At 72.1% G+C, this 23,045-nt stretch carries 18 protein-coding genes; 13 read left to right on the forward strand and 5 right to left on the reverse strand.

What is annotated here, in order from left to right; translation table 11 throughout:
* On the forward strand, nt 1-722 hold a 722-nt coding region (locus L7D48_RS09665; protein ID WP_237878575.1), incomplete at its 5' end, for an ATP-dependent DNA helicase.
* Between the two features lie 187 nt (nt 723-909).
* Here the strand turns inward: L7D48_RS09665 and lexA are convergent.
* Nucleotides 910-1,716, reverse strand: coding sequence for a transcriptional repressor LexA (gene lexA / locus L7D48_RS09670; RefSeq protein WP_237878576.1), 807 nt, complete (start codon nt 1,714-1,716; stop codon nt 910-912).
* 407 nt (nt 1,717-2,123) lie between these two features.
* Here lexA and nrdR point away from each other — a divergent pair, with 407 nt between their 5' ends.
* Both nrdR and L7D48_RS09680 read left to right on the forward strand, forming a co-directional pair.
* Nucleotides 2,124-2,741, forward strand: coding sequence for a transcriptional regulator NrdR (gene nrdR, locus L7D48_RS09675; RefSeq protein ID WP_237878577.1), 618 nt, complete (start codon nt 2,124-2,126; stop codon nt 2,739-2,741).
* Between the two features lie 113 nt (nt 2,742-2,854).
* Entirely contained in the window at nt 2,855-5,722 is a 2,868-nt protein-coding gene (locus L7D48_RS09680) for a vitamin B12-dependent ribonucleotide reductase (RefSeq protein ID WP_237878578.1), read from the forward strand.
* Nucleotides 5,723-5,853: 131 nt separating this feature from the next.
* Here the strand turns inward: L7D48_RS09680 and L7D48_RS09685 are convergent, their stop codons facing one another.
* Nucleotides 5,854-6,384: a TerD family protein gene (locus tag L7D48_RS09685; protein WP_237878579.1), complete on the reverse strand. Its 531-nt coding sequence runs from the start codon at nt 6,382-6,384 to the stop codon at nt 5,854-5,856.
* A 235-nt stretch (nt 6,385-6,619) separates the two neighbouring features.
* Between L7D48_RS09685 and L7D48_RS09690 the strand changes: the two genes are divergently transcribed.
* From L7D48_RS09690 to L7D48_RS09710, 5 genes are all read left to right on the forward strand, one after another.
* Nucleotides 6,620-7,228, forward strand: a complete 609-nt coding sequence (locus tag L7D48_RS09690; protein WP_237878580.1) for a YdbC family protein — start codon at nt 6,620-6,622, stop codon at nt 7,226-7,228.
* Between the two features lie 97 nt (nt 7,229-7,325).
* The gene (locus tag L7D48_RS09695; protein ID WP_237878581.1) at nt 7,326-8,048 is read left to right on the forward strand and encodes a histidine phosphatase family protein; all 723 of its coding nucleotides are present in this window, start codon (nt 7,326-7,328) and stop codon (nt 8,046-8,048) included.
* A gap of 203 nt (nt 8,049-8,251) precedes the next feature.
* Nucleotides 8,252-10,009 carry a DUF4173 domain-containing protein gene (locus L7D48_RS09700; RefSeq protein WP_237878582.1) on the forward strand — a complete coding sequence of 586 codons (1,758 nt, stop codon included), beginning with the start codon at nt 8,252-8,254 and terminating at the stop codon, nt 10,007-10,009.
* Nucleotides 10,010-10,127: 118 nt separating this feature from the next.
* Nucleotides 10,128-10,805: a ribonuclease HII gene (locus tag L7D48_RS09705; protein WP_237878583.1), complete on the forward strand. Its 678-nt coding sequence runs from the start codon at nt 10,128-10,130 to the stop codon at nt 10,803-10,805.
* 67 nt (nt 10,806-10,872) lie between these two features.
* On the forward strand, nt 10,873-11,511 hold the full coding sequence (locus tag L7D48_RS09710; RefSeq protein ID WP_237878584.1) for a hypothetical protein: 639 nt from the start codon (nt 10,873-10,875) through the stop codon (nt 11,509-11,511).
* A gap of 37 nt (nt 11,512-11,548) precedes the next feature.
* Here the strand turns inward: L7D48_RS09710 and L7D48_RS09715 are convergent, their stop codons facing one another.
* Nucleotides 11,549-12,196 carry a hypothetical protein gene (locus L7D48_RS09715; RefSeq protein ID WP_237878585.1) on the reverse strand — a complete coding sequence of 216 codons (648 nt, stop codon included), beginning with the start codon at nt 12,194-12,196 and terminating at the stop codon, nt 11,549-11,551.
* Between the two features lie 120 nt (nt 12,197-12,316).
* Complete coding sequence (locus tag L7D48_RS09720) at nt 12,317-14,482, reverse strand: RecQ family ATP-dependent DNA helicase (protein ID WP_237878586.1); 2,166 nt, start codon at nt 14,480-14,482, stop codon at nt 12,317-12,319.
* 163 nt (nt 14,483-14,645) lie between these two features.
* On the opposite strand from L7D48_RS09720, the gene L7D48_RS09725 reads away from it, so the two are divergent.
* The 4 genes from L7D48_RS09725 to L7D48_RS09740 all read left to right on the forward strand — a co-directional run bounded on the left by L7D48_RS09725 (nt 14,646) and on the right by L7D48_RS09740 (nt 19,843).
* The gene (locus tag L7D48_RS09725; protein WP_237878587.1) at nt 14,646-15,815 is read left to right on the forward strand and encodes a DUF4192 domain-containing protein; all 1,170 of its coding nucleotides are present in this window, start codon (nt 14,646-14,648) and stop codon (nt 15,813-15,815) included.
* A 55-nt stretch (nt 15,816-15,870) separates the two neighbouring features.
* Nucleotides 15,871-16,638 carry an NUDIX domain-containing protein gene (locus L7D48_RS09730; RefSeq protein ID WP_237878588.1) on the forward strand — a complete coding sequence of 256 codons (768 nt, stop codon included), beginning with the start codon at nt 15,871-15,873 and terminating at the stop codon, nt 16,636-16,638.
* Nucleotides 16,639-16,853: 215 nt separating this feature from the next.
* Complete coding sequence (locus tag L7D48_RS09735) at nt 16,854-17,891, forward strand: FCD domain-containing protein (RefSeq protein ID WP_308312266.1); 1,038 nt, start codon at nt 16,854-16,856, stop codon at nt 17,889-17,891.
* 377 nt (nt 17,892-18,268) lie between these two features.
* Nucleotides 18,269-19,843 carry an RNA polymerase sigma factor gene (locus L7D48_RS09740; protein ID WP_237878590.1) on the forward strand — a complete coding sequence of 525 codons (1,575 nt, stop codon included), beginning with the start codon at nt 18,269-18,271 and terminating at the stop codon, nt 19,841-19,843.
* Between the two features lie 355 nt (nt 19,844-20,198).
* Here L7D48_RS09740 and L7D48_RS09745 read toward each other — a convergent pair whose 3' ends face one another.
* On the reverse strand, nt 20,199-20,429 hold the full coding sequence (locus L7D48_RS09745) for a hypothetical protein (RefSeq protein WP_093662696.1): 231 nt from the start codon (nt 20,427-20,429) through the stop codon (nt 20,199-20,201).
* Nucleotides 20,430-20,900: 471 nt separating this feature from the next.
* Here L7D48_RS09745 and L7D48_RS09750 point away from each other — a divergent pair, with 471 nt between their 5' ends.
* Complete coding sequence (locus L7D48_RS09750; RefSeq protein WP_237878591.1) at nt 20,901-23,003, forward strand: type IIA DNA topoisomerase subunit B; 2,103 nt, start codon at nt 20,901-20,903, stop codon at nt 23,001-23,003.
* Nucleotides 23,004-23,045: the final 42 nt, after the last annotated feature.

The following is a 23,045-nucleotide window of genomic DNA, read 5'->3' on the forward strand; positions in this document are numbered from 1 at the left end:
GAGACGGGGAGGGCGCGGCGGAGACGGACGCCGGGATCCCGCGCTGGCGGGGGCTGGATGTCGGCTCGCCCTTCGACTACCGCAGGCAGGGCATCCTCTACGTCGCCCAGCATCTGTCACCGCCCGGCCGGGAGGGCAGCCGCGGCGACATGCTGGACGAGCTGACCGAGCTGGTCCAGGCGGCCGGGGGGCGCACGCTCGGGCTGTTCTCCTCGATGCGGGCCGCCCAGGCGGCGGCCGAGGAGCTGCGCGGGCGGCTGGACGTACCCGTGCTGCTGCAGGGCGAGGAGACTCTGGGCGAGCTGATCCGGCGCTTCGCCGCGGACGCCGAGACCTGCCTGTTCGGGACGCTGTCGCTGTGGCAGGGCGTGGACGTGCCGGGACCGAACTGCCAGCTGGTGGTGATGGACCGCGTCCCGTTCCCGCGCCCCGACGATCCGCTGATGAGCGCACGGCAGAAGGCGGTGGAGGAGGCGGGCGGCAACGGCTTCATGGCCGTGGCCGCCACCCACGCCGCGCTGCTGATGGCGCAGGGCGCGGGCCGCCTGGTGCGGGCGACGGGGGACCGGGGCGTGGTCGCGGTGCTGGACCCGCGGCTGGCCAGGGCTCGCTACGGGAGTTTCCTGCGGGCCTCGATGCCCGACTTCTGGTACACCACCGACCGCAACCAGGTGCGCCGTTCGCTGGCGGCCATCGACGCCGCGGCCAGGGAGGGCGCGTAGAGCCGGACGGGCCAGGCAGCCCGGCGAGAGGCAGGGAGCAGGGGAAGGACCCGGCGGGCCCGGAGCCCTGGGTTTCGCCGGGGTACGGATGCGAACCGGGCCCCGGGACCGGCGCAGTGGTCCCGGGGCGGCCCGTTCCGGCTCCTGCGCGGCCGGTGTCGTGCTGCCGGTGTCGTGCTGCGGCGCGTCAGACGCGCCGCAGCACCGCGACGACCTTGCCGAGGATGGTCGCCTCGTCGCCGGGGATCGGCTGGTAGGCGGCGTTGTGGGGGATCAGCCACACATGCCCGTCCTCGCGCCTGAAGCGCTTGACGGTCGCCTCGCCGTCCAGCATGGCGGCGACGATGTCGCCGTTCTCGGCGACCGGCTGGCGGCGCACCGTGACCCAGTCGCCGTCGCAGATCGCCGCGTCGACCATGGAGTCGCCGACGACCTTGAGCACGAAGAGCTCGCCGTCGCCGACGAGCTGGCGGGGCAGCGGGAAGACGTCCTCCACCGACTCCTCGGCGAGGATCGGGCCTCCGGCGGCGATCCGTCCGACCAGGGGGACGTAGGAGGCGGCGGGCTTGCCGGTGGTGTCGGTGGTCTGGCTGGTGGGCGCGTCCGAGGCGCGCACCTCGTAGGCGCGGGGGCGGTGCGGGTCGCGCCGCAGGAAGCCCTTGCGCTCCAGCGCCATCAGCTGGTGGGCCACGGAGGAGGTGGAGGACAGGCCGACGGCCTGGCCGATCTCCCGCATCGACGGCGGGTAGCCGCGGCGCTGCACCGAGTCGCGGATCACCTCGATCACCCGGCGCTGCCGGTCCGTCAGCCCCGAGCTGTCGGCCCGGATCCCCGGTGGACGGCCGGGCAGCGAGCGGGTCGGCCGGGGAGCCTCGGCACCGCCGGCCGCGCCGTCGGACGCGCCGGGGGCGGCGTTTGCCTCCTGCACATGATCGGCCCGGCTCCGGGAACGGTCCCGTGCGGTGATGGCGGCGCTCTCTGCGGTGGTGGTCACGTCGGCCCCTCTCAAGCGGTTCTCCCTGGTTGGACAACGGTATGTGCTTTCGAAAGGTTGCGCCAAACACACGTTCGAGTGAAATTTCGCAGATTGGCTGACGTGCCCGATGAGGGCGGTGTATGGGCTGCGAGTCGCCTCCGATCGTTACGGTAGCCTCTCGTGCGCTCGCCGTTCCGGCGTCTCCGACACGCAGGGCGTGTTCGTCAACCAGCCACCAGATGTAGTGGTTAGATGTTCTGCGGCTGCCCAGAAGTTGTGGTCCCCCGGTCCTGAAGGGCCGCGGGTATCGCCTATGCTGGTGGCCGCTTTCGAGGCCCGCTCGCCGGGTACTCGAACGCGTGTCCAATGCTGTTCTGCTGCGCCGCTCATGCTGCGCCACCGAGGGTGAAGGAGGGTGGGAAGCGATGCACTGCCCCTTCTGCCGGCACCCCGACAGCCGCGTCGTCGACAGCCGCACCACCGACGACGGCACCGCTATCCGCCGACGCCGCCAGTGTCCGCACTGCTCCCGCCGCTTCACGACGGTGGAGAACGCGTCGTTGATGGTCATCAAGCGGAGCGGGGTCACCGAGCCCTTCAGCCGGGACAAGGTGATCGCCGGGGTGCGCAAGGCGTGCCAGGGGCGTCCGGTCACCGAGGACGCGCTCGCCAAGCTGGGCCAGCGGGTCGAGGAGGCGGTACGCGCCACCGGCAGCGCCGAGCTGTCCACGCACGACGTCGGGCTGGCCATACTCGGCCCGCTGCGGGAACTGGACCTCGTGGCGTACCTGCGCTTCGCCTCCGTCTACCAGGCGTTCGACTCGCTGGAGGACTTCGAGGCCGCGATCGCCGAGCTGCGCGGGGAACGGGCCTCGGCCGACGGCGGAGGCGGCACGGCCCCGGGCAGAACCACGGCCGCGGGAGCCGGAAGCCGCGGTGGAGCCGGGGACACCGGAAACGGAAGTGACGGCGGGGGCGAACGTGACGGCGGAGGCGGCGGAAGCCCCACCGCCCCGCCCGCGCCACTGGCCGCCGGTAACTGAGCGGCCCCGCACGGACCGGACCGGAGCGCGTCGCGCTCCGGCCAATGAAACGAACACCACACCCCGGGAAGCGTGGGGTGTGTCAGGGCGTTATGCCTGTACAGGGAGGCGGAATGACAGAGACGACGAGCGACCCGGCACGAGGGGCCCGGTCCAAGGGGGCCAAGGCCGCCAAGGGTCTGCGGATCGAGCGCATCCACACCACCCCCGGGGTGCACCCGTACGACGAGGTGGTCTGGGAGCGCCGTGACGTCGTCATGACCAACTGGCGCGACGGCTCGGTCAACTTCGAGCAGCGCGGCGTGGAGTTCCCCGACTTCTGGTCGGTGAACGCGGTCAACATCGTCACCAGCAAGTACTTCCGCGGGGCCGTCGGCACGCCCCAGCGCGAGACCAGCCTGAAGCAGCTCATCGACCGCGTGGTGAAGACCTACCGCGCCGCCGGTGAGAAGCACGGCTACTTCGCCTCCCCGGCCGACGCCGAGATCTTCGAGCACGAGCTGGCCTACGCGGTGCTCCACCAGGTGTTCTCGTTCAACTCCCCGGTGTGGTTCAACGTCGGCACCGCCCAGCCCCAGCAGGTCTCCGCCTGCTTCATCCTCTCCGTCGACGACTCCATGGAGTCGATCCTGGAGTGGTACAAGGAAGAGGGGATGATCTTCAAGGGCGGTTCCGGCGCGGGCCTGAACCTCTCGCGCATCCGCTCCTCCAAGGAACTGCTCTCCTCCGGCGGCAACGCCTCGGGCCCGGTCTCCTTCATGCGCGGCGCCGACGCCTCCGCCGGAACGATCAAGTCCGGCGGCGCCACCCGCCGCGCGGCCAAGATGGTCGTCCTGGACGTGGACCACCCCGACGTCGAGGCGTTCATCGAGACCAAGGTCAAGGAGGAGGAGAAGATCCGCGCCCTGCGCGACGCGGGCTTCGACATGGACCTGGGCGGCGACGACATCACCTCCGTCCAGTACCAGAACGCCAACAACTCCGTCCGCGTCAACGACGCCTTCATGAAGGCCGTCGAGAGCGGGTCGAAGTTCGGCCTGCGCGCCCGGATGACCGGCGAGGCCATCGAGGAGGTCGACGCCAAGGCGCTGTTCCGCAAGATGGCCGAGGCCGCCTGGGCCTGCGCCGACCCCGGCATCCAGTACGACGACACCATCAACCACTGGCACACCTCGCCGGAGAGCGGCCGCATCACCGCCTCCAACCCGTGCAGCGAGTACATGCACCTGGACAACTCCTCGTGCAACCTGGCCTCGCTGAACCTGATGAAGTTCCTGCGCGACGACGACGCCGGCAACCAGTCCTTCGACGCCGAGCGCTTCGCGAAGATCGTCGAGCTGGTCATCACCGCGATGGACATCTCCATCTGCTTCGCCGACTTCCCCACCGAGAAGATCGGCGAGACCACCCGCGCCTTCCGCCAGCTGGGCATCGGCTACGCCAACCTCGGCGCCCTGCTGATGGCCACCGGCCACGCCTACGACTCCGACGGCGGCCGGGCGCTGGCCGGTGCGATCACCTCCCTGATGACCGGCACCTCCTACCGCCGCTCCGCCGAACTGGCCTCAATCGTCGGCCCGTACGAGGGCTACGCCCGCAACGCCGACGCCCACCAGCGCGTCATGAGGCAGCACGCCGACGCCAACGCCGACGCCAAGCGCATGGACGACCTGGACACCCCGGTGTGGGCCGCGGCCACCGAGGCGTGGCAGGACGTGCTCCGGCTGGGCAAGAAGAACGGATTCCGCAACGCCCAGGCGTCCGTGCTGGCCCCCACCGGCACCATCGGCCTGATGATGGACTGCGACACCACCGGCATCGAGCCCGACCTGGCCCTGGTCAAGTTCAAGAAGCTGGTCGGCGGCGGCTCGATGCAGATCGTCAACAACACCGTGCCCAAGGCCCTCAAGCGGCTCGGCTACCAGCCCGAGCAGGTCGAGGCGATCGTCGAGCACATCGCCGAGCACGGCAACGTCATCGACGCCCCGGGGCTGCGCCACGAGCACTACGAGGTCTTCGACTGCGCCATGGGCGAGCGCTCCATCTCCCCGATGGGGCACGTGCGGATGATGGCCGCCGCCCAGCCGTTCCTGTCCGGCGCGATCTCCAAGACGGTCAACATGCCGGAGTCGGCCACCGTCGAGGAGGTCGAGGAGATCTACTTCGAGGGCTGGAAGCTCGGCCTGAAGGCGCTGGCGATCTACCGCGACAACTGCAAGGTCGGCCAGCCGCTCTCCGCCAAGAAGAAGGAGGGCAAGGGCGAGGCGCAGCCCGAGGCCGAGAAGGTCGTCGAGTACCGCCCGGTGCGCAGGCGCCTGCCCAAGGGCCGGCCCGGCATCACGACCTCCTTCACCGTCGGCGGCGCCGAGGGGTACATGACCGCCAACTCCTACCCGGACGACGGGCTGGGCGAGGTCTTCCTGAAGATGTCCAAGCAGGGCTCGACCCTCGCGGGCATGATGGACGCCTTCTCGATCGCCGTCTCGGTGGGCCTGCAGTACGGCGTGCCGCTGGAGACCTACGTCTCGAAGTTCACCAACATGCGCTTCGAGCCGGCCGGCATGACCGACGACCCGGACGTGCGGATGGCGCAGTCGATCGTCGACTACATCTTCCGCCGCCTGGCGCTGGACTTCCTGCCCTTCGAGACCCGCTCGGCCCTCGGCATCCACTCCGCCGAGGAGCGCCAGCGCCACCTGGAGACCGGTTCCTACGAGCCCGCCGACGACGAGCTGGACGTCGAGAGCCTGGCCCAGTCGGCCCCGCGCCAGGTGGAGCCGCCCAAGGCGGTGAGCAGCACCTCCGAGCCGCAGGCTCCGGTTCCGGCGCCGAAGGAGGCGCACAGCTCCACCGAACTGGTGGAGATGCAGCTCGGCCTCAACGCCGACGCGCCGCTGTGCTTCTCCTGCGGCACCAAGATGCGCCGCGCGGGCAGCTGCTACCTGTGTGAGGGCTGCGGCTCCACCAGCGGCTGCAGCTGACCCGCGGTGCGGTGGCGGGCTCCCGCCGCCGTGCCGGGGGACGACCGGAGGGCGCCGACCGAAGCGGTCGGCGCCCTCCGCGCCGTCCGGCGCCGGAAACCGCGTGGGCCGCCGCGCGGTGGGCCGGGCCGTCAGACGGGGGCGCCGCCCATCAGGCGGGTGAACGACTCCGGGTCGGCGTCGAACCCGCGCAGGTGCTCGCGGAACTCCCAGGCGCCCGTGCCGTTGCGGGTGAACTCCGCGACGGTGGCGGCCGTCGCCCCGGACACGCCGGAGAAGTCGTGCTCGGCCAGCTCGACGTAGCCCTCCCTGATCCGCACACCGGTGCGCGCTATGTCGCCGAACGTCCGGCGGCCGCTGTGCTGCTGGACCGCCACGCCCACGACCACCCGGGCGTAGGAGGAGGCCAGCCGGCCCAGCTCCAGGGTCATGACCTCGTCGTAGCCGAGACCCAGGCCGGTCCGGCTGTCCCTGCTGAGGCTGATGGTGCCGTCGGGCGAGCGGCTGTCGAAGTGCACGACGTACGCGGGCTCGCCGTGCGGGTCGTCCGCGGTGTAGGTCGCGGCGATGATGTCGAGGTCGTGGGGCGAGGACTCGGAGGGGCTGGGATCCCACCTGACCGCCACCTCGACCTTCTCCACCCCCTTGTTGGGACTGCTCACCAGGCTCCCCTTCCTAGGAACTGAGCTGCTGCGGGACACGGCCGCTCCCGGCCCGGGGGCCGGCGCGGTGCGACCGCCATGACAGCACATCAACTCTCCTGCCTACCAGGCGGTTTGTCCACGGCGCCCGGCGGCCGCGGAGGTGGTCGAACGCGGATCCGGGCCCCTCGCGCCGGCCGCCCCCGCCTGTGGCAAGCCATGCGATCAGTCACCGATATGGCCGTACGATGGCGCGGTGCTGGTCAAGTGGATGCGCTGCACGGTGGTGGACCGACGAGGCTTCGAGCGGGGGCAGCGGAAGTGGGCCGGCCTGCTCGGCGAGCCGGGCTTCCGCGCGCAGGGCGGCGGCTGGAGCCGTTCCCGGCCGGGCGTGGCGCACCTCTTCGGCTTCTGGGAGAGCCGGGCCTTCTACGACTCGTTCATGGCGCGCTCCCACGACCGGTTGGCGGCCTCGCAGAACGGCACCTACAAGGACGCCCAGGTCCGGCTCTTCGAGTACCGCTTCGATGTGAAGGTGGGTTTCCGTCCGCAGTTCACGGACGCGGACCTGCTGCGCGTCGCCCACTGCCGGGTGCGCCGCGACCGGATCGAGCACTACACCCTGATGCAGGAGAAGGTGTGGAACCCGGCGATGGCCGGGTCGCCCGGGATGCTGCGGGGGGTCTTCGCACAGGCGCAGGCCGAGGACGAGTTCCTGGTGCTGTCGATGTGGGACTCGGCGGCGGAGCACGGCAAGTACCGCACGGAGCGGATCGAGCGGCTGGCGCTCCGTGCCCAGCTGGGGGCGGACGTCACGGCGGTCGGCGGGGACGTGATCGACCTCGAGCCGTCCTGGACGGTCTGACGCCGGTATCGGCGCCGGTGCCGGTTGCCGCCGGTGCGGGAGCCGTGGCCGGGCTTGCGGTTGGGCTGTGGAGCCTCCGCGTGCTTAGGGTGGGTGCATGGCACGACCCCGGCGCATCGTCCTGGTCCGGCACGGCGAGTCGGAGGGAAACTTCGACGACTCGGTCTACGAGCGGGTGCCCGACCACGCCCTGAGCCTCACCGAGCGCGGATTCCGGCAGGCCGAGGCGGCGGGGGAGCGGTTGCGGGCCCTCTTCGGCGACGAGCGGATCTCGGCCTACGTCTCGCCGTACCGCCGCACCCACCAGACCTTCCGCGCACTGCGTCTGGACCCGACGCGGGTGCGGATGCGCGAGGAGCCCCGGCTGCGCGAGCAGGACTGGGGCAACTGGCAGGACCGCGAGGACGTACGGCGGCAGAAGGCGGCGCGCGACGCGTACGGGCACTTCTTCTACCGCTTCGCGCAGGGCGAGTCGGGCGCGGACGTCTACGACCGGGTCGGGGCCTTCCTGGAGAGCCTGTGGCGCAGTTTCGAGTCCCCCGACCACCCGCCGAACGTGCTGCTGGTGACGCACGGGCTGACCATGCGGCTGTTCTGCATGAGGTGGCTGCACTGGACGGTCGCGGAGTTCGAGTCGCTGTCCAATCCGGGCAACGGGGAGATGCGGGCCCTGGAGCTGGGAACGGACGGGCGCTACCACCTGGACCGGCCGTTCGAGCGCTGGTGCACCCCCGAGTCGTACGCGGGGCCCTACGAGGGGGAGTCCGGGGAGACGTACGGGATGTCCGGGGTGCGCGGGCGCCCCGGAAGGCTCCGGTGAGGCGCCGGCGGTGCGCCCGGCACGCGCCGGCCCTTCCGGCGCGTGCCGGGCGGGCTCCTCGCCGTCCCCTTGTCACCGCTCTGTCACAGAGCGGCGCCCGGGGCACGGGTGTGCGCCGGAGGCGCACTACGGTGGCGCCCGAGTCGCCGCGTTGATCACCGCAAGCCGGTAGGGGGAACGCGCGGTGAGGGGAGGGGAAGCCCATGTCCGATCAGCCGTCCGGCGCGCCCGCGGCGAACGAGGTGGACGACACCCCGCCGAAGGACGCCGTCCGAGAGGAGGACGGGCGCGGTGACACCCGGCGGGAGGAGACCGCCCCCGGCGGCGCCGAGCCGGCGGAGAAGCCCGTCCGGAAAGCGGGGGAGCCCGCCCACGAGCCGGGGAGACCCACCGTCCCCGGCGGGCGGCGATCCGGCGCGGTCCACGGCACGACCCACGGGGCGTCCTCCTGGGCCGTGTACGAGCCACCGCCCCCGCCCGCCTGGGTGACGGCCGCGAGGCCGGAGGAGCCCGGGCCGATCGGCACAGCCGCACTCTGGGCGGTGCTGGCCACCGGGGTGCTCGCCGGGCTGCTGCTCGGTGACGGGCTGGGCCTCAACGTGCTGCTGGCCGCCGCGCCGGCCGCCCTCGCCGCGTACCTCACCGGACGGGCCGCGGGGCGCGGTGTGCGCCCGTGGTCGCTGGTGTGGGCCGCCGGCGGGGCGGCGCTGCTGCTGGTGCCCGCGCTGCGGGACGCGGGGTGGCCGACCTTCCTGGCGCTGGCGGCGGCCCTCGCGTCGGGGTCGCTGGCACTGCACGGCACGCGCACCTGGCGAGGGACGCTGATCGGCTGCGTCGGCGTGCTCGGCGAGGTCCTGCCGGGCGCCCTCTGGGCCTGGCGCGGGCTGCGCGAGCGGGCGGACGGATCGCGCGACCGCTGGTGGCCCGCCGTCCGGACGGCCGGCGTCGCGGCCGGGCTGCTGGCCGTCTTCGGCGCGCTGTTCGCAGGTGCGGACGCGGCCTTCGCGGATCTGCTGGCCGGGCTGGTGCCCGAGGTGTCGGTGTCGGACGGACCGGTGCACGCCATCCTGTCCGTCCTGGGGCTGGCGGCCGCACTGGGAGCGGCCCGCACCGCCGCGGCCCCCTGGCGCTGGGACCGCGTCGAGGGCGGCCGGGGGCGGCCCCGGGGACGCGTGGAATGGGCGCTTCCCCTGATCGTGCTGAACGCGCTGTTCGCCGTCTTCATCGCCATCCAGCTCGCGGTCCTCTTCGGCGGCTACGACAAGGTCCTCGAGGAGACCGGGCTGACCTACTCGGAGTACGCCCGCCAGGGCTTCTGGCAGCTGCTGACCGTCACCCTCCTGACCCTCGCAGTGATCGCGCTGGCCCTGCGCTGGGCGCCGCGCGGCGCGGCCCGCGACCGTACGCTGGTCCGCGCCGTCCTGGGCGTCCTGTGTGCGCTGACCCTCGTCGTGGTGCTCTCGGCCCTGCGCCGGATGGAGCTGTACGTCGACGCGTACGGCCTGACCAGGCTGAGGGTGTCCGTGGCCGGGGCCGAGCTGTGGCTCGGCGTCGTCATCGTCCTGATCATGGCGGCCGGGGTGTTCGGCGGGCGCCGGCTGCCGCGCGCGGTGGTGGCGAGCGCGGCGGGCGCCGTGCTGTGCTTCGGACTGGTCTCGCCGGACGCCCTGGTGGCCGAGCAGAACGTGCGGCGCTTCGAACGCACCGGGCAGATCGATCTGGCGTATCTGAGAGGGCTCTCCGCGGACGCCGTACCGGCCCTCGACGCCCTGCCCGAACCCCAGCGCTCCTGTGCCCTGCAGGACATCGCCGACGACGTCCTCGGCGCCGACAAACCCTGGTACGCGACCAGTTACGGCGAGGTACGGGCCCGCACCGTGCTCACCGAACGTCCCGCCGACCGGATCGCTCTGCCCTGCGGGCGACTGGACCGGGAGGGGCGGCTCCCGGAGTCCCGCTGAACAGTGCCGGGCCGGGCCGGCAGGAGACGGGGACGGCAGGAGACGGGGACGGCAGGCGGGAGACCTCCCGGACCCGGGGGACACCCTCCGGAAGGTGGGGCGTACCCTGGCTGACGCCATGCCGTACGAGCCTCCCACCCACCGCGTCGAACGTTCCCTGCGGGCCACCACGGGAGCGAGGGTCGTCGCCGGGATCGACGAGGTCGGCCGGGGCGCCTGGGCGGGGCCCGTCACCGTCTGCGCGGCGGTCACAGGGCTGCGCAGGCCGCCCGACGGGCTGACGGACTCCAAACTCATCGGGCCCGCCCGCCGCGCCGAACTCGCCGGGCGGCTCACCGACTGGGTGACCGCCCACGCGCTCGGGCACTCCTCCCCGGAGGAGATCGACGAGCTGGGCATGACGGCCGCCCTCCGGCTCGCCGCCGTACGCGCGCTGGAGGCGCTGCCGGTCCGTCCCGACGCGGTGATCCTCGACGGCAGGCACGACTATCTGGGAGCGCCCTGGCGGGTCCGCACGGTGGTCAAGGGCGACCGGTCGTGTGTCCCGGTCGCCGCGGCGTCCGTGATCGCCAAGGTGTACCGGGATGCCCGTATGGCCGAACTGGGCGCCGATCACGCCGAGTTCGGCTTCGACCGCAACGCCGGTTATCCCTCGCCCGTTCACCGTGCGGCCCTCGAGGAGCTGGGGCCCACGCCCCACCACCGGCTGTCGTGGTCGTATCTGGACGCACTGCCGCGCTGGCGGCACCTGAAACGGGCGCGTGCCGAGCGGACCGAGCAGATCGGCCTCTTCTGAGTCGAAACCGAATCTTTTTCCGAACCCGCCGGCGCGTCCGGCGCCGGCGTTTGATAGACAACACCCCATGCCGCACAGCTCCGAGGAGCCCAAGATCCACCCGAATGTCCCCGGCCCCCGCAACATGACGGACACCGCCCGGGCCCCACAGGTTCCCCGCCCTTCCGCACCCGTTCCCGGTCCCCGGCCCGGTCCTCGGCCGACTCCGCAGCGGGCGGACCGCAGCCGTCCCGTTCCCGGCAGGCCGGCGCCGGCGCGTAGCGCCGGGCCCTCACGACCCGCGGCGGAGGCGGCGGGCGCGAAGGCGGCCCCGGCCCCGGGGAAGGCCGCACCGCAGATCCAGCTCGTCGAGGCCACCGACGCCACGGCGGTCGAGGTCGCGGACGAGACCGTCGACAGGCTGCTCGACGAGGGCCGCTCGCCCGCCGAGGTCCTGGTGTTCACCACCGGTGAGCAGCACCCCTGGGCGCAGCACGAGCTCACCTTCGGCGAGGAGGCCTACTGGCGCCAACAGGCCGAGGGCGACGACGTCTTCTACGCCCACGCGTCGGCCGCGGAACGCACCACCGGCCGCCCGGTCGTCGTGCTCGCGGTCAACGGCGGGACGGACGAGCAGGCTGCCCGGGCACTGCCCGCCGCCCTGGCCAGGACGGGGTCGCGACTGATCGTCTGCGGCGATCCGAGCCGGCTGCGCACCCTGCTCTGAACCGGCGCTCCGGCCCGCGGGCCCGCCACCCGGCGGGTCAGCGGGCCGTCGTACCCCGCCGCGTCCCGGAGCGCCCCGGAGCCCTCTTTCCGGGGCCGCTTCCTTGCGGGCCGCTTTTCTCCAGCGCCCCGTCCTCCCGGCCCCCGCTTTCCGGCCGCGTGTCCCAGGCGGCGGGGCCGCCGACATACGGCCGTCGTCCGCCGCGGTCCTCGCCGAGCACCTGCCAGCCGGTACGGGTCACGGTGATGTACGCCCCGCACCGCAGGCCGTGCAGTATGCAGGCGTCGCGCAGTCCCCACATCCACGCGCCGTCCTCGTCGCTCCAGCCCGGGTCGTCCTCACGGCAGCACAGCAGGACCGCCGTCCGCGAGGGCCTGCGGCGGCGAAGGTCGTGCGGGACGATCCTGCGCATCTGGGACAGCAGGACGTTACGGCACTCCCAGCCGTCCGGAGTGGAGTTGGCCCGCGAGAACGACGCGCTGGCGATGATCCGTTCGTCCGGGCCGAGCACCGCGACGACGGAGGTGGCCGGCCCGGGCCGGTGGCGGGTGTGCAGCCCGGCCACCAGTTCGCGCGGGCTGCGCAGCAGAGGGATCCCGGCGGCTGCCCACTCGGCGGGTTCGAGAACGCGTCCGGCGTGGGACGGGGTCTCGGCGGGCGGCGGTGAGACGAAGCCGACGGTCATGGTCCTCCCTCCGTGGCACCGAACCAATTCTCACGGGTGAACACGGCTGCGGCAATGGAGTACCGAGTCGCCCTGATCACGCCGGGCTCCTCCGCGGTGGACCGGCGGGCGGACCGCGGCTCAACCCCGCACGGCCAGCACCAGCGGCATCACCCCCTGGGCCCCGGCCCGGCGCAGCAGCCGCGCGGCCACGGCCAGGGTCCAGCCGGTCTCCGTGACGTCGTCCACCAGCAGCACCGGGCCGCCGGCCGCCGCGACCGCATCCGCCAGCGGCCCGGGCACTGTCAGCGCACCGTGCAGGGCCCGCAGCCGCTGCGCGCTGTTGCTGCGCGGGATACGGGTCTCCGACGTCCTGTCGGCGTATTCCACGGTGCCCAGCAGCGGTATCCGGCCGACCGCCGCGATCCGCTCCCCGAGGGACCTGATCAGCTGTGGCCGGGTCCGCGAGTCGACCGTCACCACCCCCACCGGGCGGGCCGGCGCGTCTTCCTCCCCCGAGGCCCAGCCGCCCGGCCCCCGCGCCCAGTCGGCGAGTACGGAGACCACGGCGCCGGCCACGTCGTCGGGCACCGGTCCGTCCTGCGAGGGCGGCTCCAGCAACGGGCGCAGACGGTTGCCCCATCCGATGTCGGACAGCCGGCCCAGCGCCCTGCCGGGGGCCGCCTGTTCGCCCGGAGGGATGCGGCCCTTGAGATCCAGGCCGATCGCGGGAAGTCCCGTCGGCCACATCCTGCGGGGCTCCACCTCCACGCCGGGGCGCCCCAGTTCCCCCCTGGCGGCCTCCAGCGCCGCCGGATCGACGTCGGTGCCGAACCGGGGGCCCGCGCAGTTGTCGCACCGCCCGCAGGGCACCGCCTCCGCGTCGTCCAGCTGCCGTCGCAGGAACTCCATCCGGCACCCGGAGGTGGCGGCGTACTCCTTCATCGCGCGCTGCTCGGCCTCCCGCTGCCGCGCCACCCAGGCGTACCGCTCGGTGTCGTAGGACCAGGGCTCGCCCGTGGAGATCCAGCCGCCGCGCACCCGCCGCACCGCCCCGTCCACGTCGAGCACCTTGAGCATCATCTCCAGCCGCGAGCGGCGCAGTTCCACCAGTGGCTCCAGAGCGGGCAGTGACAGCGGCCGCCCGGCCGACGCCAGCACGTCCAGGGTGCGGCGCACCTGCTCCTCGGGAGGAAAGGCCAGGGAGGCGAAGTACCGCCAGATCGCCTCGTCCTCCGGGCCGGGCAGCAGCAGCACCTCGGCGTGCTCCACCCCGCGCCCGGCCCGGCCCACCTGCTGGTAGTAGGCGATGGGGGAGGAGGGGGAGCCGAGATGGACGACGAAGCCCAGATCCGGTTTGTCGAAGCCCATGCCCAGCGCGGAGGTGGCCACCAGTGCCTTGACCCTGTTGCCCAGCAGGTCCGCCTCGGCCGCCTCCCGGTCGGCGTTCTCCGTCCGCCCGGTGTAGGAGGCGACGGTGTGCCCCCGCTGCCGCAGGAACGCCGCCACCTCCTCGGCGGCCGAGACCGTCAGCGTGTAGACGATGCCGGAGCCCGGCAGTTTGTGGAGGTGGCCGTCGAGCCAGGCCAGCCGGTGTGCCGCGTCCGGCAGGCGCAGCACCCCCAGGCTGAGGCTCTCCCGGTCCAGCGGGCCGCGCAGCACCAGCGCGTCCGTCCCCCTCCCGCCGGTGCCCAGCTGCTCCGCCACGTCGGCCGTCACCCGGGCGTTGGCCGTCGCGGTGGTGGCCAGCACCGGCACGCCCGGGGGGAGCTCGGCGAGCATCGTCCGCAGCCGCCGGTAGTCGGGCCGGAAGTCGTGGCCCCAGTCGGAGATGCAGTGTGCCTCGTCGACCACCAGCAGTCCGGTCGTGGCGGCCAGCTTCGGCAGGACCTGATCGCGGAAGTCGGGGTTGTTCAGGCGTTCCGGACTGACGAGCAGCACATCCAGCTCGCCCGCGGCCACCTCGGCGTGGACCGTCTCCCACTCCTCGGTGTTCGCGGAGTTGATCGTCCGGGCGCGTACGCCCGCCCGTTCCGCGGCCTCGACCTGGTTGCGCATCAGCGCCAGGAGCGGGGAGACGATCACCGTCGGCCCCTCGCCGCGCTCGCGCAGCAGCGCGGTCGCCACGAAGTACACCGCCGACTTGCCCCAGCCCGTGCGCTGCACCACCAAGGTCCGCCGGCGCTCCACCACCAGAGCCTCGACGGCTCGCCACTGGTCGGTGCGCAGCCTCGCCGTACCGGTGGTGTCGCCGGTGAGGCGGGCCAGTACGGCGTCGGCCGCGGCGCGCAGATTCTCCTCGCTCATGCGTCCATGCAACCCGATGACACCGACACCGCGCGAACCGCCTGTGGACAACCAGGCGCCCGTACAGCCGATGTGATCACCAGGATATCGGCGCATATGCCCATTGAGGCCGCCTGTGGACGGAGCCGCACGCCGCCCCTTCCGTCCGCGTCACTGTCGGGGCATGACACAGCACAGCGAATCCACCCGGCAGCCGTCCGCCACCGCCCAGGTCACCCTGCGCGGTCCGGCCGAGCTGGTCGACTCCCTTCCCTACCTGCTCGGCTACCACCCCGACGACTCCGTGGTCCTGGTCGGTCTCCACGGCCCGAGCGGCCGTTTCGGCGGCAGGCTCCGCGTGGGCATTCCCGCCGGGGAGGGGGAATGGCCCGAGCTGGCCGAACAGCTCGCCGACTGCCTGCGCGGCAGCGGCGTCCCGCGGGGCGACCGCCCCGATGCGGCGCTCGTCTTCCTGTGCCAGGATCCGGCCGGCGGCGAGAGCGGCCGGGCCGTCATGGAACGGCTCCGGCCTCTCGCCCAGCGGCTGCGGACCGCCTGCGGGGCGCTGGACATGCCGGTGTACGAGGCGCTGTGCGTCTCCGGTGGCCGCTACTGGTCCTACTGCTGCCCCGACGCCAGGTGCTGTCCCGCCGAGGGCGCGCCCCTGGGCATCCCCGGCACCTCGGCCATCGCGGCCGCGGCCGCGTACGCCGGGCTGCGGGTGGAAGGAACCCTGAAGGAGATGACGGCCAGGCTCGTGCCGCTGGGGCCGCCGACCGCCGGGCCGCAGGAGCAGGCCCTCGACATCGCGGGCGCGGCCCTGGTGCCCCGGATGCTGGGTGAGGCCGAGCGCGAGACGGTGCGTGCCGAGACCCTGGCGCTCGCCGGGCGGCTGCTCGAGCGCTACCGGAACGCGCCGGCGGCGGCCCGGAAGGAGGGCGCGGCCGGGGGCGACGCCCGGGACGACCGCCTCCTGACCCATGAGGAGGCCGCCACCGTGATTCTCGGTCTCCAGGACCGGACCGCCCGGGACTGGGCCGCGGAGTGGATGGAGGGTGAGGACGCCGTTCCCGCGCTGCGGCTGTGGAGGGCGCTGGCCAGGCGGTGCGTCGGGGCCTACACCGAGCACGCCGCGGCACCGCTCACCCTTGCCGGATGGGTCGCCTGGTCCGGTGGGGACGAGCCGGGCGCGCGTGTCGCGCTGGGCCGGGCGCTGGATCTGGACCCGGGATACGTCTTCGCGCGGTTGCTCCACGGCGCGTGCAACAACGGACTCGACCCCGAACCACTGAGGCAGTGCCTGCGGAGGCAGCGGGCCGCGCGCGGTCTCGGCACCTCGGCGGTCCAAGGCTGACAGGGGAGCGGCGCGAGCCTCTGTTTATCGTCAGGCAGACGACTATGATCACGTCATGCCCTACGACCCGTCGGCCTTCCCTCCCTTCGCCGTCACCGTCGATCTGGTCGTGCTCACCGTGCGAAGGCATGCCCTGTGCGCGCTGGTCGTACGCCGGGGCGAGTCCCCTTACCAGGGACGGTGGGCGCTGCCCGGAGGATTCGTGCGCATCGACGAGGATCTCGGCGCCGCGGCCGCCCGCGAGCTCACCGAGGAGACCGGGCTGCACGTCCAGGGGCCGGACGACCGGCACACCGGCGCCCATCTCGAACAGCTCGCCACCTATGGCGATCCGGGACGGGATCCGCGGATGCGAGTGGTCAGCGTCGCCCATCTGGTGCTGGCCCCCGATCTGCCCACCCCCACGGCCGGCGGCGACGCCGACAGTGTCCGCTGGGCGTCGGTGGACACCCTGCTGCCTCCCGGGCAGCCTTCCGGGAACGGCCCGGACCGAAGCGGCGGACAGCCCGCTCTGCTGGCCTTCGACCATTCCAGGATCCTCGCGGACGGAGTGGAACGGGCGCGGTCGAAGATCGAGTACTCCTCGCTCGCCACCGCCTTCTGCCCGCCGGAGTTCACCGTGGGAGAACTGCGACGGGTCTACGAAGCGGTGTGGGGCGTCGCACTCGACCCGAGGAACTTCCACCGCAAGGTCACCGGCACTCCGGGCTTCCTGGTGCCCACAGGCGGTACGACGACCCGTCAGGGTGGTCGGCCCGCACAGTTGTTCCGGGCCGGTGGCGCCACGGTGCTGAATCCACCGATGCTGCGCCCGGAGGTCTGAGGGGAGGAGGGGGCGAACCCTCGCCTCCTCCGGGGCGGTGCCCGGCCCGCGGACCGGCCCACCGGGGAGCAGGCGCGGCTCTCACCAGCGGATCCGGGGCCCTCGGCGATACCGCTTCGCCACAGGCCGCCCCGTCTGCCGCATATGCCCGGTCGGAAGACCGTTTCTTTCCGATAAGGCGTCAATCACGGGGAGACCACTGATCACCCTTTCGTGTGCTTTTCACCAAAGCCCTCAAGGCCGTCCGGAGCACCGCCGACAAAGGATGCGTGACTACCCTTGCGCACACCATGATGACCTCGGCTCGCTCCGCCGACTCCGGCCTCACGGGTTCGGGCGAGCCGGACCGTTACGCCTACGCAGAGTCGACCGGCGCGACCCGTACCACCACCGTCCCCGCGTGGGACGGCGGTGAAGCGGACATGGCCCGGGCCGGACGACGTGCCGCCGGAAACCGGGGGCGCGGACTGCACGGCCAACTCGTACAGCAACTCGGGCAGATGATCGTCTCCGGAGACCTCGGGGCCGACCGTCCCCTCGTGCCGGAGGAGATCGGCCAGCGCTTCGAGGTGTCGCGCACCGTCGTCCGCGAGTCGCTCCGGGTTCTCGAGGCCAAGGGCCTGGTCAGTGCCCGCCCCAATGTCGGGACACGGGTCCGTCCGGTCAGCGACTGGAACCTCCTCGACCCCGACATCATCGAGTGGCGTGCCTTCGGCCCGCAGCGTGACGACCAGCGCCGCGAGCTGTGCGAGCTGCGCTGGGCCATCGAGCCGCTGGCCGCCCGCCTCGCCGCGGACCACAGCCGGGACGAGGTGCAGCAGCGCCTCGCGGACATGGTCGAGATCATGGGCCACACGCTCGCCCAGGGCGACAGCCTGACCTTCTCCCGGGCCGACGCCGAGTTCCACGCCCTGCTTCTGCAGGCCGCCGGCAACAGGATGCTGGAGCACCTCTCGGGCATCGTCGGCGCGGCCCTCCAGGTCTCCGGGGCGCCCGCCGCCGGATGTGAGCGCCCCACCGAGGCGTCGCTGGCGCACCACCGCAGGATCGCCGACGCCGTCGCCTCCGGTGAGGCGGCCGCCGCGGAGAACGCGATGCGCCAGTTGCTCGCGGTCTCCTCCGAGGCGGCCGTCCCCGCGGCGCCCGGCGCGCCCGCTCCGGCCGCGGGCGCCCCCGCCGAGCAGTCCGAGGCCCAGGCGGCTCCGGCGGGTGGAGCCGCCGATCATGTGGTGCCGGCGCCCCGCGAACACTGACGTCCGGTACCGGCCGCACCCGCACGGTGTCGCCGGATCCCGCGGCGCGGGATCCGGCGACGTCTCCTTGCGGCCGGCTCGCCCGCGCCCGCGGTGCCGGCCGCCCCGGGGCACGGTCCGGCCATAAGTCGCCGTATGGGTGCTTCCGTCCTTCTATGTCGTGTGACCCGGGACACTCCGGCTGGGCGTAACACTTCGCGTGGCAGCACGATGACTCAAGAGGTGGCAGCTACCGGGGGAATACGGACGCCGTGTCCGGCGCTGTAGTTCCTCCGTCGCTCCACCCGAGCCGCCGGTCATCCCCGCCGGGGCTTGCAGGTCCCGGATCCCTTCGTGGGCGGGGCCGAAGCCGTTTCCATCGTTCCGAGAGGTTGTTCGTGTCGGCCAGCACATCCCGTACGCTCCCTGCGGAGATCGCCGAGTCCGCGTCTGTGATGGCGCTCATTGAGCGGGGAAAGGCCGAGGGGCAGATCGCCGGCGACGATGTGCGTCGGGCCTTCGAGGCCGACCAGATTCCGCCGACCCAGTGGAAGAACGTCCTGCGCAGTCTCAACCAGATCCTCGACGAGGAGGGTGTGACGCTGATGGTGAGCGCCGCGGAGGCCCCCAAGCGCACCCGGAAGAGCGTCGCAGCGAAGGCCCCGGCCAAGCGCACCGCGACCAAGACGGTCGCCGCGAAGAAGACCACCGCCAGGAAGGCAGCCCCGGCCGCCGCTCCCGATGACCCCGCCGAGGACGCGGAGGGGGCCGCCGAGGAGGCCGCGGCGAAGCCGGCCAGGAAGGCGCCGGCGAAGAAGGCCGCCGCCAAGAAGACCGCGGCCAAGAAGGCGCCCGCCAAGAAGACCGCGGCGAAGAAGACCGCCGCGAAGAAGTCGGACGTCGACGAGCTGCTCGAAGGCGACGAGGACGTCATCGACGAGCCCCCGGTCAAGGGCGGCAAGGCCGAGGACCCCGCGGCGGAGCCCAAGAACGAGAACGAGGGCTTCGTCCTGTCCGACGAGGACGAGGACGACGCCCCCGCGCAGCAGGTCGCCGCCGCGGGCGCCACCGCCGACCCGGTCAAGGACTACCTCAAGCAGATCGGCAAGGTCCCCCTGCTCAACGCCGAGCAGGAGGTCGAGCTGGCCAAGCGCATCGAGGCCGGTCTCTTCGCCGAGGACAAGCTCGCCAACAGCGACAAGATCGCCCCCAAGCTCAAGCGCGAGCTGGAGATCATCGCCGAGGACGGCCGCCGGGCCAAGAACCACCTGCTGGAGGCCAACCTCCGTCTGGTGGTCTCGCTGGCCAAGCGCTACACCGGCCGGGGCATGCTCTTCCTGGACCTGATCCAGGAGGGCAACCTGGGTCTGATCCGCGCGGTGGAGAAGTTCGACTACACCAAGGGCTACAAGTTCTCGACCTACGCGACCTGGTGGATCCGCCAGGCCATCACCCGGGCCATGGCCGACCAGGCGCGCACCATCCGCATCCCGGTGCACATGGTCGAGGTGATCAACAAGCTCGCGCGCGTCCAGCGCCAGATGCTCCAGGACCTGGGCCGCGAGCCCACTCCGGAGGAGCTGGCCAAGGAGCTCGACATGACCCCGGAGAAGGTCGTCGAGGTCCAGAAGTACGGTCGCGAGCCGATCTCCCTGCACACCCCGCTGGGGGAGGACGGCGACAGCGAGTTCGGCGACCTCATCGAGGACTCCGAGGCGGTCGTCCCGGCCGACGCGGTCAGCTTCACGCTCCTGCAGGAGCAGCTCCACTCCGTGCTCGACACGCTCAGCGAGCGTGAGGCCGGCGTGGTCTCGATGCGCTTCGGTCTCACCGACGGCCAGCCCAAGACACTGGACGAGATCGGCAAGGTCTACGGCGTGACCCGCGAGCGGATCCGCCAGATCGAGTCCAAGACGATGTCGAAGCTGCGCCACCCCTCCCGTTCGCAGGTCCTGCGGGACTACCTCGACTGACCCGTCCACCGGGCTCGTCCGCGCATGCCGGAGGGCCGGAACCCCGCCGCGGGGTTCCGGCCCTCCGGCATGCGCTGCTCGCGGGTGCGGACGGTCCTCCGGATGCGGAAGTCGCCCGCATGGCTCACTCTGGGGTGAGGCGGGGCGATCGTAGGTCCGAGGAGGCCCCCGTGCGTCCGTTTCCCGGCGTGCGGGAGTCTTCGGGACCTACGGTCCCGCCGCCCGTTCGCCGTGCCCGCTCGTGCCCGGGCACGGCAAACGGGCGGCCACCCGTGAGGGGGTGACCGCCCGTGCGTCCGGCCCTGGGCCGGTCCGAGCTCGTCGGATGGGGACGCGTTTGCCGCCGTTCGGCAGATCAGTGCTCGCCGTCACCCGCCGTCGCGGGGGTGGCGTTGAGCCGCTCGGTCTCGTCCTGTATCTCCGCAGCGATCTTCTTGAGTTCCGGCTCGAACTTGCGGCCGTGGTGGGCGCAGAACAGCAGCTCTCCACCGCTGACGAGCACAACACGCAGGTATGCCTGGGCGCCGCAGCGGTCGCAGCGGTCAGCGGCCGTCAGCGGGCTCGCGGGGGTCAGAACAGTAGTCACGTCGCCTCTTCTCTAGCTCGACGAGCTGTCGTACCAGGGTCAACATCCAACCAGGCCGAAAACGTTCCCGCTCGTGGCTTTTCCTCGAAAATCTCTGTGTGAGGTGGCTGACATGTTGCCGGTTGGCGGCGAATGAGCCGATTACAGAGATGTGTTGATCTTTGTCGTCTTCGTGTCGTGTGTTCGGTTGTCTCCTCCGGCGCCGGTCTCGCCGGTGTCGTTCCAGAGGACGTGCCCGGAGCCTAGATGGTTCATGCCCGGAAGGGAACGTGATGTACACGTCACCCGGACGAGTTATCGAACGCTTGGTCGACGCTGGTCTAGCATGGGCCTTCTCCTGGGTGGCTTCACCTTGGCTCTCCATGGCCTCGGTACCCTCTGACCCGCAAGACAGCCATCCCCAGCGAAATTCAGCGAGGAGCGAACCGCGTGACCGCCGAGACTCCCCTGGCCTCCGGCAGGGGAAACCCCATGCCGTCCACCGCCCTGCTCACGGGCGCGGACCGTGACGGTTCCAACTACACCGCGCGGCACCTGCTCGTCCTCGAGGGGCTGGAGGCGGTGCGCAAGCGGCCCGGCATGTACATCGGCTCCACCGACAGCCGCGGTCTGATGCACTGCCTCTGGGAGATCATCGACAACTCGGTCGACGAGGCCCTCGGAGGGCACTGCGACCACATCGAGGTGATCCTCCGGGAGGACGGCTCCGTCGAGGTGCAGGACAACGGCCGCGGCATCCCCGTCGACGTCGAGCCCAAGACGGGACTGTCGGGTGTCGAGGTCGTGATGACCAAGCTGCACGCCGGCGGAAAGTTCGGAGGCGGCTCCTACGCGGCCTCCGGCGGCCTGCACGGTGTCGGCGCGTCCGTCGTCAACGCCCTGTCCGCCCGCCTCGACGTCGAGGTCGACCGTGACGGCCGCACGCACTCCGTCAGCTTCCGGCGCGGTGTCCCGGGCATCTTCACCGAGTCCGGCCCGGACGCCCCCTTCGACCCGGCGAGCGGACTGCGCAAGGGCAGGAAGATCCCCAAGACCCGCACCGGCACCCGCGTGCGGTACTGGGCGGACCGGCAGATCTTCCTCAAGGACGCCCGGCTCTCCCTGGAGAACCTGCACGCACGTGCCCGCCAGACCGCCTTCCTGGTGCCCGGCCTGACGATCGTCGTCCGCGACGAGCGCGGGATCGACGGCGCACCGCCCGTGAAGGAGGTCTTCCACTACGACGGCGGCATCAGCGAGTTCTGCGAGTACCTCGCCCCGGACCGGCCGCTGTGCGACGTGCTGCGGCTGACGGGCCAGGGCACCTTCAAGGAGACCGTCCCCGTCCTGGACGAGCGCGGCCACATGATCCCCACCGAGGTCACCCGCGAGCTGGGCGTGGACGTCGCGCTGCGCTGGGGGACGGGGTACGACACCACCGTCAGGTCGTTCGTCAACATCATCGCCACCCCCAAGGGCGGCACCCACGTCGCCGGTTTCGAGCGTGCCGTCACCCGCACGGTGAACGAGGTGCTGCGCTCCGCCAAGCTGCTGCGCGTCGCCGAGGACGACATCGTCAAGGACGACGCCCTGGAGGGCATGACGGCGGTCGTCACCGTACGGCTGGCCGAGCCGCAGTTCGAGGGGCAGACCAAGGAGGTGCTGGGCACCTCGGCCGCCTCCCGGATCGTCGCCCAGGTGGTCTCCAAGGAGCTCAAGGCGTTCCTGACCTCCACCAAGCGCGACGCCAGGCAGCAGGCCCGCTCGGTGCTGGAGAAGGCCGTGGCCGCGGCCCGCACCCGTATCGCCGCCCGCCAGCACAAGGAGGCCCAGCGCCGCAAGACCGCGCTGGAGTCCTCCGCCCTGCCGGCCAAGCTCGCCGACTGCCGCAGCGACGACGTCGAGCGCAGCGAGCTGTTCATCGTCGAGGGCGACTCGGCGCTGGGCACCGCCAAGCTCGCCCGGAACTCCGAGTTCCAGGCGCTGCTGCCGATCCGCGGCAAGATCCTCAACGTCCAGAAGTCGTCCGTCTCCGACATGCTGAAGAACGCCGAGTGCGGCGCGATCATCCAGGTCATAGGGGCGGGCTCGGGCCGGACGTTCGACATCGACCAGGCCCGCTACGGCAAGGTCATCTTCCTGGCCGACGCCGATGTCGACGGCGCGCACATCCGCTGCCTGCTGCTGACGCTCTTCCAGCGATACATGAGGCCGATGGTCGAGCAGGGCCGGGTCTTCTCGGCGGTGCCGCCGCTGCACCGGATCGAGCTGATCAACCCCCGGCGGGGGCAGGCGAAGTACATCTACACCTACTCCGACAACGAGCTGCGCCAGACCCTGCTGGAGCTGCAGGGCAGGGGGGTCCGCTTCAAGGACTCCATCCAGCGCTACAAGGGCCTGGGCGAGATGGACGCGGACCAGCTCGCGGAGACGACGATGGATCCGCGCCACCGCACCCTGCGGCGCATCAACATCAGCGATCTGGAGGCCGCCGAGAAGACCTTCGACCTGCTGATGGGCAACGAGGTCGCGCCGCGCAAGGAGTTCATCACCACCTCCGCGGCCACGCTGGACCGCTCCCGGATCGACGTCTGACCGCGCCGCTCCAGGCCCCCGGCCGCCCTCGCCCCGCCCCCG

Origin of the sequence: Streptomyces sp. ICN903, from assembly GCF_022015835.1 — a bacterium.
GTDB lineage: Bacteria > Actinomycetota > Actinomycetes > Streptomycetales > Streptomycetaceae > Streptomyces > Streptomyces fenghuangensis.